The organism is Roseococcus sp. SYP-B2431, from assembly GCF_004336745.1.
Taxonomy (GTDB): Bacteria; Pseudomonadota; Alphaproteobacteria; order Acetobacterales; family Acetobacteraceae; genus Roseococcus.
In genome coordinates this window covers 53,739-68,656 of sequence record NZ_SJXD01000031.1, presented here as the reverse complement: position 1 = coordinate 68,656, position 14,918 = coordinate 53,739, and the positions used below count along the sequence as shown (strand labels likewise).

12 protein-coding genes are annotated in these 14,918 nt (G+C 71.2%); 4 read left to right on the top strand and 8 right to left on the bottom strand.

The annotated features are described in order from the left end of the window. Positions 1–99 precede the first annotated feature (99 nt). The 3 genes from EJV46_RS22230 to hutI are packed head-to-tail and all read left to right on the top strand — an operon-like array spanning position 100 to position 2,430. Positions 100–486, top strand: a complete 387-nt coding sequence (locus tag EJV46_RS22230) for a RidA family protein (protein WP_131550929.1) — start codon at positions 100–102, stop codon at positions 484–486. Then, complete coding sequence (locus tag EJV46_RS22225; protein ID WP_131550928.1) at positions 483–1,235, top strand: RidA family protein; 753 nt, start codon at positions 483–485, stop codon at positions 1,233–1,235. The genes EJV46_RS22230 and EJV46_RS22225 overlap by 4 nt, the downstream gene beginning before the upstream one ends. Next, positions 1,204–2,430 carry an imidazolonepropionase gene (gene hutI, locus EJV46_RS22220; protein WP_240782702.1) on the top strand — a complete coding sequence of 409 codons (1,227 nt, stop codon included), beginning with the start codon at positions 1,204–1,206 and terminating at the stop codon, positions 2,428–2,430. Before EJV46_RS22225 ends, hutI begins: the two co-directional genes overlap by 32 nt. Positions 2,431–2,477: 47 nt before the next feature. Here the strand turns inward: hutI and EJV46_RS22215 are convergent, their stop codons facing one another. The 3 genes from EJV46_RS22215 to EJV46_RS22205 form a co-directional block, all read right to left on the bottom strand. After that, on the bottom strand, positions 2,478–5,267 hold the full coding sequence (locus tag EJV46_RS22215; RefSeq protein WP_131550926.1) for an ATP-binding protein: 2,790 nt from the start codon (positions 5,265–5,267) through the stop codon (positions 2,478–2,480). A 320-nt stretch (positions 5,268–5,587) separates the two neighbouring features. After that, positions 5,588–6,127, bottom strand: a complete 540-nt coding sequence (locus EJV46_RS22210; RefSeq protein ID WP_165585686.1) for an invasion associated locus B family protein — start codon at positions 6,125–6,127, stop codon at positions 5,588–5,590. An 87-nt stretch (positions 6,128–6,214) separates the two neighbouring features. Further along, the gene (locus EJV46_RS22205; RefSeq protein WP_131550924.1) at positions 6,215–7,201 is read right to left on the bottom strand and encodes a tripartite tricarboxylate transporter substrate binding protein BugD; all 987 of its coding nucleotides are present in this window, start codon (positions 7,199–7,201) and stop codon (positions 6,215–6,217) included. A 151-nt stretch (positions 7,202–7,352) separates the two neighbouring features. Here EJV46_RS22205 and EJV46_RS22200 point away from each other — a divergent pair, with 151 nt between their 5' ends. After that, positions 7,353–8,516, top strand: coding sequence for a methyltransferase domain-containing protein (locus EJV46_RS22200; RefSeq protein WP_131550923.1), 1,164 nt, complete (start codon positions 7,353–7,355; stop codon positions 8,514–8,516). A gap of 8 nt (positions 8,517–8,524) precedes the next feature. Here the strand turns inward: EJV46_RS22200 and EJV46_RS22195 are convergent, their stop codons facing one another. From EJV46_RS22195 to EJV46_RS22175, 5 genes are all read right to left on the bottom strand, one after another. Further along, positions 8,525–9,178, bottom strand: a complete 654-nt coding sequence (locus tag EJV46_RS22195; protein WP_370323107.1) for a transposase — start codon at positions 9,176–9,178, stop codon at positions 8,525–8,527. Between the two features lie 313 nt (positions 9,179–9,491). Next, on the bottom strand, positions 9,492–11,141 hold the full coding sequence (locus EJV46_RS22190) for an arylsulfatase (protein ID WP_206020902.1): 1,650 nt from the start codon (positions 11,139–11,141) through the stop codon (positions 9,492–9,494). After that, positions 11,138–12,130 carry a formylglycine-generating enzyme family protein gene (locus EJV46_RS22185; protein WP_206020901.1) on the bottom strand — a complete coding sequence of 331 codons (993 nt, stop codon included), beginning with the start codon at positions 12,128–12,130 and terminating at the stop codon, positions 11,138–11,140. The genes EJV46_RS22190 and EJV46_RS22185 overlap by 4 nt, the downstream gene beginning before the upstream one ends. A 112-nt stretch (positions 12,131–12,242) precedes the next feature. After that, complete coding sequence (locus tag EJV46_RS22180) at positions 12,243–13,709, bottom strand: MFS transporter (protein WP_131550920.1); 1,467 nt, start codon at positions 13,707–13,709, stop codon at positions 12,243–12,245. Positions 13,710–13,855: 146 nt separating this feature from the next. Beyond that, complete coding sequence (locus tag EJV46_RS22175; protein ID WP_131550919.1) at positions 13,856–14,812, bottom strand: acetyl-CoA carboxylase carboxyltransferase subunit alpha; 957 nt, start codon at positions 14,810–14,812, stop codon at positions 13,856–13,858. Positions 14,813–14,918 lie beyond the last annotated feature (106 nt).

Genomic DNA, 14,918 nt, shown 5'->3' with positions numbered 1-14,918 from the left:
CGGGCGGGCCGGCGGGGGCTCGTGTAGGAATCGCGTAATGGTGGGCGCGCCCCGGCGATGTCTTTGCGCCGCACGCCCTGACCCGAGGAGGAGACAGCCATGGCCCATGAACGCCTCCGGCGGATCGATGGCGCGGGAACGGCGATGGCCGTGAAGGCCGGCCGCGAGATCTTCCTGCGCGGCCAGTCGGGCTCCACGCTCGAAGGCGGCTTCGTGGGCATGGGCGACGCCGCGGCCCAGGCCGAGCAGGCGATGCGGAACGTGAAGACCCTGCTGGAGGAGGCCGGGTCGCAGATGGCGCATATCTGCAAGATCACGACCTACATCACCGACCGGGCCTATCGCGAGCCGGTCTACCGGGTGATCGGCCGCCATCTCGGCGAGATCGCGCCCGTGGGCACCGGCCTCATCGTGAACGGCCTTGCGCTGCCGGAGATGCTGGTCGCGATCGACATCGACGCGGTCATCCCGGGAGAGGCCGCGTGATCCCCATCCTCCATCGCGACGGCACGCTGCATATCGGCGGCGTCACCGCCGGCCCGGCCGGTCCCGGCTTCACCCTCGAGGCCGCCGAGAAGCAGGCCGAGGCCGTCTTCGACGCGCTGGAAAGCCAGCTCGCCTCGGTGGACTGCCGGCTCACCGACCTGTGCAAGATCACCATGCAGATCACCGACCGCGCCTTCCGCCAGGCCGTCTACGGCGTGATGGGGCGGCGGCTCGGGGGCGTGTATCCGGTCAGCACCGGCCTCATCGTGAAGGCGCTGCACGACCCCTCCGCGGTCTTCCAGCTCGACGCCTATGCCGTGCCCGGCGGGCCGCACGAGCGCCTGAAAAAATACCGATCCACCAGCGCGCCCTATGGGCTGCACCGGCAGGACTTCGTCGCGGATTTCTGCATGGTGGTGGTCGCCGGCCGCCGCATCTTCCTCCGCGGCCAGACGGGCCTCACGCTTGATCGGGACTTCCCGAACCTGCACGATGCCGGCGCACAGGCGCGCATGGCGATCGGCAATGTGGAGAAGCTGCTGGCCGAGGCGGGCGCCACCCTCGCCGATGCCGTCGCGGCCACGATCTACGTCACCGACCGCGCGCAGATCGCGCCGGTGATGGCGGGGCTGATGCCGTCCCTCGCCGCGCATCCCATTCCGCATTCGCTCTTCGTGGTGAAGGGCCTGGCCGCCCCCGAGATCCTGATGGAGATCGATGTCCACGCGATCCGCGCCCGCGATGTTTGACGATCTCTGGACCGATGCGCGCCTCGTCACCATGCGGGGCGATGGCCTCGGCGTGATCGAGCCCGGCGCGCTGGCCGTGAAGGACGGCGTCATCGCCTGGATCGGCCCGATGTCCGACCTTCCGGCGACCGGGGCGAAGCGCCGCCACGACGCCGGCGGCCGGTTCGTCCTGCCGGGCTTCGTGGACGCGCACACGCATCTCGTCTTCGCCGGCGACCGCGTCGGCGAATTCGAGCGCCAGCTCGGCGGAGCCACTCGCAAGGAGCTCGCCGCGGAAGGCGGCGGCATCCTCTACACCATGCGCGAGACGCGGAAGGCCCCGGTGGAGGAGCTCGTCGCCATCGCGCGGCCGCGCCTGCGGCGCCTGATGTCCGAGGGCGTCACCACCCTCGAGATCAAGTCCGGCTACGGCCTGGACCTCGACAGCGAGCTGAACATGCTGCGCGCCGCGCGCCGGCTGGGGCGCGAGAACGGCATCCGCGTGGTGACCTCGTTTCTCGGCGCGCATGTCGTGCCGCCGGAATTCGCGGGACGCTCGCGCGACTATCTCACCCATCTCGCCGAGGTGATCCTGCCGGCCGCGCTGGCCGAGGGGCTGGTCGACATCTGCGATGGCGGCATCGAGGGGCTTTCGATCCAGCCCGAAGAGATGATGATCCTCTACCGCGCTGCTCTGAACGCGGGCCTGCCGGTCAAGGGCCACACGGACCAGTACGGCGATGTGGGCGGCGCCGGGCAGCTCGCGGCGCTCGGGGCGCTCTCGGCCGACCATCTCGAATATTCCAGCGAGGCCTCCATCACCGCCATGGCGAAAGCGGGCACGGTGGCGATGCTGCTGCCCGGCTCCACGCTCTTCCTCAACGAGCCGCGCCGGCCGCCCCTCGACCTCTTCCGCAGGCACGGCGTCGCCATGGCGCTGGCGACCAACTGCAATCCCGGCAGCTCGCCCACGCTCTCGCCGCTGCTGGTGCTGGCGCTGGGCTGCTCCCTCTTCCGAATGACGCCGGTGGAGGCGCTGCGCGGGTACACGGTCGTGGGCGCCCGCGCGGCCGGGCTCGCCGGGAAGGTCGGCGAGCTGCGGGTGGGCCTGCCGGCCGAATTCGTGCTCTGGGAGATCGGGCAGCCCGCGGAGCTCTGCTACTGGCTGGGCGGGGCGCCGCCGCGCGAGATCGTGTCCGGCCGCTCTGGGATTTGAGAAATCCCGGCTTCGCCGGGATGTGGCCCTCCCCTTCGATCCGCGCGTCAGGCCCCCACGGAAACCGTTTCCAATACCGTCAGCGAATCCGCCGCCACCGCCGGCAGCCCACGCAGATGCGGCATCACGTCCTGCGTGGCGCGGATCGCCCGCTGCAGGCCGTCGATCGCGGCGCTCAGCCGCTCCGCGCCCAGGCTGCGCGCCGGCTCCAGCACCATATGCGCGGCCTGCCGCATCCGGGCCACGTCGCGCGCGATGCCGGGCTCGGCGAGGACCGCGCAGCCCTGGCGGATCTCCTCCAGCATGTCGCGCATGGCATGGCTGGCGAGCGGCCCCATCTCGGCGACGAGCCGGCGCAGCGTCGCCTCGTTCAGGAGCGGCGCCGCTTCCGCGCCCGACGCCGCGACCGGCGCCGCGCGCCGCCAGGAATGTCCGCTGGCCAGCTTCGCCATGGCCGCCAGCAGTGCGTCGCGGTCGATGGGCTTGGCGAGATGCGCGTCCATTCCGGCCTCGTAGCAGGCCGAGACCTCCTCCGGCAGCGTCGATGCCGTGACGCCGAGGACCGGCACCGCGCCGCGCGGCGGCGGCAGGCGGCGGACGCGCCGCGTCGCCTCCAGCCCGGTCATGCCCGGCATATGCACGTCCATCAGCACGATGTCCCAGTTCTCGCGCTCGATCGAGGAGACGGCCTCGGCCCCGCTGGCGACGAAGCCCATGCGGTGCCCCGCCGTTTCCAGCAGCGCCTGCAGGACGAGCCGGTTGGGCGCGAGGTCGTCCACGACGAGCACCCGCAGGCCCTCGGCTGGCGGGGTCGCCGCGGCCGGGGGCGCCTCGGGCATGGCGCCGAGCTCGGGCAGGGGCAGCTCCAGCCAGAAGACGGCGCCGTGGCCCGCGTCGCTGTCGCAGCCGATGGCGCCGCCCATCGCCCCGGCGAGCCGCGCGGTGATGGCCAGGCCGAGACCCGTCCCGCCGTTTCCCTCGGGCTGCGGCGAGAGCTGGGAGAAGTCGCGGAAGAGCATGTGCCGCTTCTCGGGCGGCACGCCCGGGCCGCTGTCCTGCACCTCGAGCCGCAGCCCGTCCCGGCCCCGGCCCAGCGGGCGCACGCGCAGCGCCACGCGGCCGCCGCTCGGCGTGAACTTCACCGCGTTGGAGAGCAGGTTGAGCAGCATCTGCCGCAGCCGCATGGCGTCGGCCTGGACCACGCCGGGCGTGTCGGCGGCGACCTCCAGCAGGAGGCGCTGGCCCTTGCGCTCGACCTCGGGCGCCATCAGCCCGACGCAGGCCTCCAGCAGCGGGCGCAGCGTGACGGGGCGCGTATCGAGGTCGAGCTGGCCGGCCTCGATCTTGGAGAGGTCCAGCAGTCGGTTCACCAGCTCGCGCAGATGGCCGCCGGCGTCGTGCAGCAGGCGGAGCTGCTCGCGCTGGCCGGGCGCCAGCTCGCCGTTCTGGAGCAGCGCCTGGGCGAAGCCGAGCATGGAATTCAGCGGCGTGCGCAGCTCGTGCGACATGCGGGCGAGGAAGAGGCCCTTGGCCTCGTCCTCGGCATGGGCGGCGTCGCGGGCGGCGGCCAACTCGTCATTGGCGCGCTTGAGCGCGGTGATGTCGGTGCGGATGCCGATGGTCCCGCCGTCCGGCGTCATGCGCTCGGTGACCAGGACCCAGCGGCCGTCGGGCAGGTGGCGTTCGATCGGCGGGCCCTTGGAGCGGCGCCAGCGGGCCATGTCGTCGATGAAGGTCTCGATGTCGCCGTCGATCTGCGGGAACTGGCCGCGCAGCGCCCCCTCGCGCATGATGTCGCGATACAGCGCGCCCTCCTTCAGGAAGGGGGCGGTCAGGGCATACATCTCGCGCAGGCGCTGGTTGCAGATGACCAGGCGGTCGTCGGGCCCGAAGACGATGAAGCCGTCGGTCATGCTGTCGAGTGTGCTGGCGAGGGTGACGCGCCAGCGCTCGCCGTCCGAATCCTCGCGCTGGCGGAGCACCAGCAGCAGCAGGCCCGCCAGCGCCACGATCATCGCGGCGAAGGCGCAGGAGAACAGGATGACCGGCCAGAGCCCGGCGCGCCAGCCGGCCAGCGCGGCCTCGCGCGGCAGGCTCACCCGGATGGTGAGGTTGCCGTAGCGCGTCGGGCGGCTGTGGGTCAGGCCGGGGGAGGCGCCGTCGGGCTTCGTGCCGACCAGCATCTCCTCATGCGGCTGGGTGGCGAGGATGGTGCCGTCGGCGCGCAGCAGGCTGACGCGCAGGCCCGGCGCGTCGTCGCCGGGGGCCAGCAGAAGGCCGAGGGCGGTGAGCGGGATCTCGGCCATGGCCGTCCCGCCCGGGAGGCCGGCGACGGCGGCGGGCTGTGCGAAGAGCAGCGCCCATTCGCGCGACGCCGGGTTGCGGATCGGCCCGCCGATGCGCAGGCCGCCCTCGTGCAGCCCGTATTCGGCGAAGCCCGGCCCTCTCGGCAGCGGAAGCCGGCGCCGGCGATAGACGCTGAGCGCGGAGGCCACGGCCTGGCCCTGGCTGTCGAGCAGGAGGAGGTCGCGGAAGACGAGGTTCTGGTTGTTCAGCTCCTGCAGCACCTCGCTGGCGCGGTTCGGGTCGAAGCGGCCGCCGGGCGGCAGCGGGCCAAGGATGGTGGCGAGGCCGAAGAGGAGCGACTCGACCTGGGTGAAGTGGCGGTTGACGGTGGCTTCCACTGCGCGGCCGATGCGCTCGACGCTGCGCCCGCCCTCTGCCAGGGCCTCGTGCCGGCCCCGCTCGATCAGCAGCCACGTCGCCAGCGCCTGGACGAGCAGGAGGGCCAGGCAGGCCCCGAGGACGCCGCGCTGGAGCGGTCGGACGAGGGGCATCTCAGCCCCAAGGCGGGGGACGGTCTATTCCGGCCCCCTGTCACTGGCCTCGCAAGGCGGCCGGAACACCATGAATCCTGACTCCGGAACAGCCGCTGGCGAGCCGTGACGGCCCGGGGGGCGGCCGTCACGGCGCTCGCCGATTCCTTGAGAATCCGCCTAGCTCGCGGGACTTCGATTCGCCAACCGCAAGTACCGCTTTCGCAGAGGGTTAACCGAAGAAGTTGCGGAATAGACGCAGCAAGCACCCGTCCAGATTGCAATATTCCAAGGCATGCACGCTTAAGTAATCATCTGCCTTCCGGAGACTCAATGCCTCCTCAGAAGCCCTCGCGCCCGAGGGCGTCCAGCGCCTGGCCGAGGCCGCGCGTCGAGAAGGGCAGCGCGACCTCGGCATTCAGCGCATCGCGATACTCCAGCTGGCCCCTCGTCTCGCGGGCGCGCATCCGGGTCAGCAGGGCAGCGCTCAGCTCGGTGTCGGCGACGCAGCCGCGCGGGCCGCAGGCCTTGAGCGTCACGGGGATGGACTGCGAATTGTCCCCCAGGTTGAGCCGCATCGGCACCGCGACCGTGATGTTGGAGGGGATCAGCACCACCAGCCGCGTCGGATCCTCGCGCTGGATCCGGCCGAGGGCGAATTGCGCCACCGGCTGCCCGCGCTGGTCCTGCAGCGACTGCAGCAGCTCGCATCCCCGGCCGGTGGCGGGCGCGGTGCGGGTCTCGCAGCGCATCACCCAGTCGCCATAGGTGGCGGAGGTGCGCTCGGGCGTGGCGGCGGGGGCGGGCGCCGCGGGCCGCTGCTGGCTCCAGGCGGGGGAGGCCGCGAGGCCGACGAGGAGGGCAGCGAGGAAAGGGCGCATCGAGGAATCCGGATCCGGTCTGGCGCGCATCATATCCCGGATGACGGGGCGGCCGAAATCCGGCCGCCCCGATCGGTGCGGGACGGCTCAGTCGGCGAACTGGCCGGCGGCCTGGATCACCGGACGCCAGCGGGCGATGTCGGCCTGCCAGAAGGCGCGATGCGCCGCCGGCGTCGCGCGCTCCTGGGCCACCGGCTCTGTGCCGAGGTCCTGGAAGCGGCGGGCGAGGCCCGGATCCCGCAGCGCGACCTGCAGCGCGCGCGACAGGCGCGTCACGATCTCGGCCGGCGTGCCGCGCGGCGCATAGAGCCCGTGCCAGATGCTGACCTCGAAGCCCGGCATGCCGGCCTCGCTGGCCGTCGGCAGGTCCGGCAGCGCGGACAGGCGGGTGGGCGTCGTCACCGCATAGGCGCGCACGGTGTTGGCGCGGATCTGCTCGGTGGTGTTGGTGGTCTGGTCGCACATCAGGTCGACCGTGCCGCCGACGAGGTCGTTCATCGCCGGGCCCGTGCCGCGATAGGGCACGGTGGTGAGCTGCACGTTCAGCGCGGACTGGAAGAGCAGGCCGCAGAGGTGGCTGGCCGCGCCCACGCCGGCATTGGCGAGGTTGATGCCCTGGCCCTCGCGGCGCACCAGCGTCACCAGCTCCTGCAGGTTGTTCGCGGGCAGGTTGCGCTTGCCGATGATGGTCATCGGCACCTCGGTGATGAGGCCGACCGGCTCGAAGCCGTTGATCGGGTCATAGGCCAGCCGCCGGTACAGCGTCGGGATGGTGCTCATGCCGATGTGGTGGATGAGCAGGTTGTAGCCGTCCGGGCGGGCCACCGCCGTGCGCTGGGCGCCCAGCGTGCCGCCGGCGCCGCCGACATTCTCGATGACGACGGTCTGGCCGAGGTCACGGCCCATCTGCTCGGCGACGAGGCGGGCCACCGTGTCCGTCGGGCCGCCGGCCGCGAAGGGGACGACGACGGTGACGGTGCGCGTGGGGAAGTTCTGCGCCGAGGCGGAGGTGGCGGTCGCGCCGAGGGCGAGGGCGGCCAGCGCGGGCAGGATGCGCCGGGTGAGGCGGGACATGGTTTCCTCCATGGAGCGGTTCATTCAGCAGGACTTGGAACGCTTTTTGGTCATCCGTCGTATCTTTGCAATGGGTCGACCGCTGGCGGGGACGGCCCGTATTGTCTAACGGCCATAGGGGAAACGCCCGGCGCGGCCCAAAGGACGAAGCATGAGGATCACGGCGGAGGAATTGCTGCGGCGCGGCGTCGACCGGCATCGCGCCGGGCGGGTCGAGGAGGCGGAGGGCCTGTACCGCCGCGCGCTGCGGCTGGCGCCGGGGCACCCCGATGCGGAGAACCTGCTGGGCCTCTGCGCGCGGCAGAGGGGCGACCTGGCGGCGGCGCTCGGCCATGGCGCGCGGGCGGTGGCGGCGGCGCCGGATTCCGCGCTGTTCCAGGCCAACCACGGCGCGGCGCTGGCCGAGGCGGGGCGGCTCGGCGAGGCAATCGGCGCGCTGCGGCGGGCGCTGGCGCTGAACCCCGCCGATGCCATGAGCCTGCGCAACCTGGGCCAGGCGATGACGGCGGCCGGACAGGCGCGCGCGGCGATGGAGCCGCTGCGCGAGGCCGTGCGGCTGTCCGACGCGCCGGAGGCCTGGCTGGCCCTGGCCCATGCGGCGCGCGAGGCCGGCAAGGCCGGGGCGGCGCGCGAGGCGGCGGCGCGGGTGACGGGGCCGCTGGCCGGGCAGGCGGGCTTCCTGCTGGCCGGGCTCGGCGCGGCGCCGCTGCCCGACCGCGCGCCGGCCGGCTATGTGCGCGAGCTCTTCGACGCCTTCGCGCCGCGCTTCGACGCGGAGCTGGAGGGCGCGCTCGGCTACCGGACGCCCGCGCTGCTGGCCGCGCTGCTGGAGGGCGTGGCGCCCGGGCGGGTGCTGGACCTGGGCTGCGGGACCGGGCTTTCGGGCGTGGCGCTGAAGCCCTTCGCGACCCGGCTGGAGGGGCTGGACCTCTCGCCGCGCATGCTGGCCGAGGCGCGGGCGCGCGGGATCTACGACGCGCTGCACGAGGCGGATCTGCTGGACTTGCTGCCGCGCCGCGCCGCGGCCTGGGACCTCGTCGCGGCGGCGGATGTGCTGAACTACCTGGGCGACCTCGCGCCCGCCTTCGCGGCGATCCGCACCGCGCTGAGGCCGGGCGGGACGGCGGTGTTCAGCCTGGAGGCGGGCGAGGCGGCGGTCGCGCTCGGGGAGGGGCTGCGATTCCGGCACAATCCCGACCATGCCGCGGCGCTGGCCGAGGCGGCGGGGCTGGCGGTGGCCGCGCGGCAGGATGCCGTGCTGCGGCGGGAGAAGGGCGCGGAGGTGGCCGGGGTGCTGTTCCGCGTCGGCGGCTGACGCGACGGTCACGGCCAGCACTCGCGGAAGGGCCGGGGGAGGTAGCGGCGGCCTCCTGCAAGGGTGTGGAGGGTCTTGAGGCCGCGCAGATAGTCGAGGGCGGCCTGCTTGTTGCGGCGCCATTGGGACAATCGCGCCTCGATCGGCAGCGTCTTGATGATTTCGGACAAATCGGGATCGGCGACCATCCAGGGCGGTCCCGGGAGGGCGCGCTTGAGGTCGAGGCGCCTGGCGAGCCAGATGAGGCGCAGGCCGCGCAGGCGGATGGCGCGTCGGGCGGCGCGGCAGATGTAGCCTTCGAGGCGGCGGAGGATGTGGTCCTTCGGCGCGACGGCCAGGGCCCGGAGCAGACGCTCCCAGAGCCCGGCATGGGTGAGGCGGGGGAAGTGGCGGGAGACGGTGTCGGGTTTGCCGAACTCCTCGGGGAGCTCGCGCCAGGCGCCCTCGGTGCAGGCGACGCGGAAGAAGGCGTCGAAATGGGCGCGGAGGTCGCAGGGGCGGCCGGCGGTGTGGGTGGGAAGATGGGGTTCGAGGGCGTGCCATTCCTCGTCGGTCATGCGGGCGTGCGGGATGATGAGGCGCGCGGGTGGGCGTGGGCGGGGGCCGCGGGGGCGGATGTACGGGTCGCGGAGGCAGGCGGGGAGGAGGTGGCGGAGGGGCATCGGCCTTTATGGCTGGAACTTAGGAACATAACAAGAACATTTTACTGAACCGGACGGATCCAGGCTGCGCCTGACGGCGCTTTCATCGGAAGGACGATGCCTAGCTTTCCCATGATCGAAGAGGGTGAGCCATGCCGAATGCCAGCCTGACGCCAGAGCTTCAGGACCCCATCCAGGCGCATGTCGTCTCAGGCCGCCTCGCCAGCGCGAGCGAGATGACGGGCCATGCCCTGACGGCTTTGGCAGGAGGCCCAAGAACGTTGCAGGAGGCGATCGCCAGGCCCAGAGCGGGGCTTGAGCCCGGCGAGAGGAATCACTGGCGGGATCTTCGCAAGAATTCCTCGACGACATTGGTCAGGCTGATGGACGATCCGCGCTGAACCGGCGGGAATTCCCGCAGCGTATTCAGATGTTCCTTGATGAGTTCGCTCATGGGCTCGAAAATCCAGGATGTGTGCTGCGCCAGATGGCCGAATGAATCGACGCGGTCATAGCTTTCGAAAGGGTCCGCGCGCAGGTTGAACATCAGTGCCGTGGTACGAGGAACAATATTGTCGTAATAATTTTCACGGGTCGATAGGTGCATCTTCCATGGACCCATACGAACGGCAGTGATGGCGCTTTCATAATAATAGAGGAAGCTGTTCCGTGCGCTTTCCTGGGACCGTCCCGTCCAATAATCGATATTGTTGACTCCGTCGATGTACTGGCGCTTTTCCGCACGCATCCGCTCGACGACGTCCGTCACGCCCGCAGCGACGGCGAGGGTCGTGAACATGTCCTGGTGCGCCTGAATGCCGTTCAGGACCTGTCCCGGCCGGATCGTGCCGGGCCAACGGAGCAGCGAGGGGACGCGGACGCCACCCTCGTAGGTGGTCATTTTCTCGCCGCGGAACGGCGTCGTTCCGCCATGGGGCCAGGAGGAGTGTTCGGGCCCGTTATCGGTCGAATACCAGACGATGGTGTTCTCATCGAGCCCGTTCTCCCGCAGGAAATCGAGGGCAAGGCCGATGTCGTGATCATGCTGCAGCATGCCGCTGCCATGCATGTCCAGTTCCGACGTGAAGCGTTCCGCCGCATAGCGCCAGCGGTCGTTTAGGTGCGTGTAGAGGTGCATGCGGCTCGTGTTGAGCCACACGAAGAAGGGCTGATCCTCTTCCTTGGCGCGTCGCATGAAGTCGAACGCCTTGGGCATCACCTCGGTCGCGTCGAAATCCTCCATACGCGCCGTGGTCAGCGGCCCAGTATCCTCGATGCGCTGCCGGCCCACGCGACCGAAGCGCGGATCCTCCGTCGGGTCGTCGCGATCCGTCGTATGCGAGTGCAGCACGCCCCTGATGCCGAACCTTCGCTGAAACGCCTCGCGCCCCCCGGGCTGGCTGTCGGCGAAGCGTTGATAGTCCCGGTATTGCGGCTGCTCGTAGACGTTGAGGTGATAGAGGATGCCGAAGAACTCGTCGAAGCCGTGCACCGTGGGCAGGTGCTCGCTCCGGTCGCCCAGGTGGTTCTTGCCGAACTGCCCGGTCCGGTAGCCAGCCTGTTTAAGGACCTGGGCCAGGCAGGGGGAGGCCGCCTGCATCCCCAGCGCGTCGCCGGGAACGCCGACCGTCGTCATCCCCGACCGGATGGGATATTGCCCGGTGATGAAGGCCGCGCGCCCCGCGGTGCAGGAATTCTGCGCGTAGTGGTCGGTGAACTTGACGCCTTCGTTGCCGATGCGGTCGATGTTCGGCGTGGTGTAGCCCATCGTGCCGAGGCCGTAGGCGCTGACATTCTGCCAGCCAATGTCGTCGCCCCAGAGAACCAGGATGTTTGGCCGGCGCTGGCGCCTAGCAGCGGCTTGCGCCGGCGCGGAACCCGGCTGCGTCGCCTGCGGGGCCTGAGCGAGGACCGGCCCGGTCGCGGCAGCCAAGCCGGCCACACTGCCGAGCAGCATGTCGCGACGCGAATTCTTCTGGTTCATGGTGGCAACTCTCCCGATGTGACCTTCGGCCGCAATGCGCAGCGAAAACCGATGTGACAGGTGGAGGTGTCGACCGGCTGCGCATGGCGCGCGGCGGGCCGATAACGGCGGCAATAGCTCGGCGCGCAGAGGAAGCTGCCGCCCTTCAACACCCTTCGCGGAATTCGAATCCCCGGCAGGGAGAGATCGTGGCTGCCCGCCTCGGCCGCGCCGCGCGGATTGTGCGGAATGCAGCAGGCCTTGGCGGCGTCCGGCTCATGGCGGGGCGAATACCAGTCCCTCGTCCATTCCCAGACGTTTCCGATCATGTCGAAGAGTCCGTAGCCGTTGGCGGGGAAGGCGCCCACCGGAGAGGTCCCGTGCCAGCCATCCTCGGCGCTGTTCTTGTAGGGGAAGGCGCCCTGCCAGGTGTTCGCCATGTGCCGCCCGCCGGGCGTGAGCTCGTCGCCCCAGGCGTATTCGGCATCGCTCCGGCCGCCCCAGGCGGCGAACTCCCACTCGGCCTCGGTCAGGAGGTCCTTGCCGGCCCATTGCGCGTAGGCGAGCGCATCGGCAAGGGCGACATGGACCACGGGATGGTCGTCGAGGCCGTCGAGCGAGCTTCCGGGACCATGGGGATGTCGCCAGTCGGCGCCGCGGCGCAGCTCCCACCATTTCGACCAGTCCCGCAAGCTCACCGGACCGCGCGTCCCGCGGAAGACCAGGCTGGCGGGGTGCAGCATCTCCGGCTTCGCCCCGGGGTAATCCCTGGCGTCGGGCGCCGTCTCAGCCACCGTGACGTGACCCGTGGCCTTCACGAAGCTGAGGAACCGGGCGTTGGTGACCGGTGCCGTGTCGATCCAGAAGGCATCGACGCTGACAAGGTGCGCCGGCGCTTCCTCCGGGTAATGAGTGTCGGACCCCATCCGGAAGAGGCCGCCGGAAATGTACGTCATCCCATGCGTCGGCGGCGACTCTTCCGGCGCCGTCGTCATCGCAGCGTCGCCCAAGTCGCGATCCTCCCGCCCTCGCGAAGCCCAACAGACTTCGTGACTGGCTTTGCATGGCTTCTTTGCCTAATGTTAGCCGATCAGCCGGGAGCTGGACACCGGGAATTCGAAGCTAAACCCTTCGCAACGGCACCCGCCAAGCCAGCACCGTCGCCACCCCCATCAGCACCGCCGCTCCCGCGAACATCGCCCTAAATCCCCCGGCCAGCCCTGCCGACATCGCCATCCGATCCGCCTCCGACAGGAGGGAAAAGGCCGCCCGCCCCCCGCGCATCGTCTCGGCGAAGCCCGCCGCCATCGGCGCATCCGCCAGGGCAAACGCCCCGAAGATCACCGCGCCCAGCAGCGCCGTTCCCGTCGCCGAGCCGAGGTTGCGCATGAACTGCACCGAGGCCGTGGCCACCCCCACCCGGCTTACCCCGGCCGCCGCCTGCACCGTGGTCTGCACGGCCGGGAAGGAGCAGCCGAAGCCGAAGCTCGCGAAGGCCAGCAGCCAGGGCAGGGCGCCGAGCGAGATGTCGTCGAGCGCGACGGAGAAGACGGCCAGCGTCACCATGCTGATGCCCAGCGTCACCGAGGGCAGCGCCATGTTGCGCCCGGTCCGCGCCAGGTAGTGGCCGGAGGCCAGCGCGCCCATGCCGCCGGCGAGGCTCGTCGGCAGCATCATGGCGCCCACCGTCGCGATGGAGACGTCGCGCACCACGGTCAGGTAGAGCGGCATGAAGGAGATCATGGAGACCATCACGCCCGCCACGCAGGCGGCGAGCACGTTGGTGCGCCAGATCACCGGGTCGGTGAAGAGCCAGAGGGGCAGCAGCGGGTCGGCCGCGCGGCGCTCGACGCGCAGCAGCAGCAGCACCGCGCCGAGGGCCACCGCGGCGAAGGGGAGGGCGACCAGCAGGGCCTCGAGGCTCAGGCGCTGGACGCGGTCCAGCACCAGCAGCAGGGCGGCGACGAAGACGGCGAAGAGCAGCGTGCCAGGGGCGTCGAAGCGGAAGCTGCCGCTCTCGGCGCCGTGGCGGGGCAGGCGGGTCGTGGCGACCACGCCCGCGGCCACGATGGGCAGGCCGGCCCAGAAGACCCAGTTCCAGCCCCAATGCTGCGTCAGCCAGCCGCCGGCGAGCGGACCGGCGGCCGAGGCGCTCATGAAGCAGGCGACGAGGTAGCCCTGGTAGCGGCCGCGCTCCCGGGGCGGGACGCTCTCGCCGATCAGGGCCATGGCGAGGGTGAGCAGCGCGCCGCCGCCGAAGCCGTGCAGGATGCGCGCGGCCAGCAGCGCCTCGAAGCCGGGGGCGAGGCCCGAGGCCAGCGAGCCCACGGCCTGCAGGGCGAAGGCGCAGAACATCATGCGGCGGCGGCCATAGGCGTCGCCGAGCTTGCCGAAGATGGGGGCGGAGATGGTGGCGGCGACGAGATAGGCCACGACCACCCAGGAGATGCGCTCGACCACGCCGAAATGGGCGGCCATGTCGGGGAGGGCGGTGGCGGTGATGGTCTGGTCGATGGAGGAGACGAAGATCGCGGTGGCGATGGCGGGGAAGGCGCGGAAGAAGGCGGCGCGGGAAGAAGCGTTGTTCATGCCCTCAGACGCCGGGCGGCGGCTTCGCCGCCTTGGCTTCGCGCCGCGCCGGCTGCGCCATCCGCCAGGCAGTCTGGGCGCGCCGGCCGCTGTGCGGCCGGATCCTCGGGAGGCGTTCCTGGTCCTGGGCTGGAACGCTCATGGGCTCATACGACCGCGTGGCGGCCCATCTCCAGGAACTTCTCGCGCCGGCGCGCCTTGAGCGTGGCGCCGTCCAGCGGCAGGAGGGGTTCCAGGGCGGCCCAGACGGCGTTGCCGACCGCCTCCAGCGTGGCGCCCTGGTCGCGATGGGCGCCACCCAGCGGCTCGGCGATCACGGCGTCGATGAGGGCCAGGCGCTTGAGGTCCTCGGCGGTGAGCTTCAGGGCCTCGGCGGCGGTGGCGGCCTGGGCGGCGTCGCGCCAGAGGATGGAGGCGCAGCCCTCGGGCGAGATGACCGAGTAGATGGCGTGCTCCAGCATCAGGATGCGGTCGGCCGAGGCGAGCGCGATGGCGCCGCCGGAGCCGCCCTCGCCGATGATGGTGGCGACGAAGGGCACCGGGGCGGAGAGGCCGGATTCGATGGAGCGGGCGATGGCCTCGGCCTGGCCGCGCGCCTCGGCCTCGATGCCGGGGAAGGCGCCGGAGGTGTCGACGAAGGAGAGGATGGGCATGCCGAAGCGGCCGGCCAGCTCCATGATGCGGCGGGCCTTGCGGTAGCCCTCGGGCTTGGCCATGCCGAAATTGTGCTGCACCCGGGTGTCGGTGTCGTGGCCCTTCTCGGTGCCGAGGACGGCCACGGCGCGGCCGCGGAAGCGGCCGAGGCCGCCGATGACCGCCGCGTCGTCGGCGAAGGCGCGGTCGCCGGCGAGCGGGGTCCATTCCTCGATGAGGGCGGAGACGTAGTCCAGGCATTTGGGGCGGTCGGGGTGGCGGGCGACCTGGGCCTTCTGCCAGGGGGTAAGCTTGGCATAGGTGGCGGCGAGGAGCTTCTCGGCCTTGTCGCGCAGCTTCGCGACCTCGTCGGCCACGTCGATGCCGCCGGCATCGGTGGTGCGGCGGAGTTCCTCGACCTTGCCTTCCAGCTCGGCGATGGGTTTCTCGAAATCCAGGAAATGGCGCATGGCGAGCCGGTCTAGCGGAAAGCCCGGGGCTCGGAAACCGGGCGGGCGTATTGGCGGCGCCCGCGGCGGGCCATAGAGTGCGCGCCCTTTGCCAACCCAGGACAAC

Bases quoted from the DNA above. Each gene is read 5' to 3' on its own strand.
- EJV46_RS22210 (WP_165585686.1), bottom strand. From the start codon at position 6,127: ATGCGCCCTTTCCTCGCTGCCCTCCTCGTCGGCCTCGCGGCCTCCCCC.
- EJV46_RS22190 (WP_206020902.1), bottom strand. From the start codon at position 11,141: ATGAACCAGAAGAATTCGCGTCGCGACATGCTGCTCGGCAGTGTGGCC.
- EJV46_RS22180 (WP_131550920.1), bottom strand. From the start codon at position 13,709: ATGAACAACGCTTCTTCCCGCGCCGCCTTCTTCCGCGCCTTCCCCGCC.
- hutI (WP_240782702.1), top strand. From the start codon at position 1,204: ATGTCCACGCGATCCGCGCCCGCGATGTTTGACGATCTCTGGACCGAT.
- EJV46_RS22200 (WP_131550923.1), top strand. From the start codon at position 7,353: ATGAGGATCACGGCGGAGGAATTGCTGCGGCGCGGCGTCGACCGGCAT.
- EJV46_RS22230 (WP_131550929.1), top strand. From the start codon at position 100: ATGGCCCATGAACGCCTCCGGCGGATCGATGGCGCGGGAACGGCGATG.
- EJV46_RS22205 (WP_131550924.1), bottom strand. From the start codon at position 7,201: ATGTCCCGCCTCACCCGGCGCATCCTGCCCGCGCTGGCCGCCCTCGCC.
- EJV46_RS22175 (WP_131550919.1), bottom strand. From the start codon at position 14,812: ATGCGCCATTTCCTGGATTTCGAGAAACCCATCGCCGAGCTGGAAGGC.
- EJV46_RS22215 (WP_131550926.1), bottom strand. From the start codon at position 5,267: ATGCCCCTCGTCCGACCGCTCCAGCGCGGCGTCCTCGGGGCCTGCCTG.
- EJV46_RS22195 (WP_370323107.1), bottom strand. From the start codon at position 9,178: ATGCCCCTCCGCCACCTCCTCCCCGCCTGCCTCCGCGACCCGTACATC.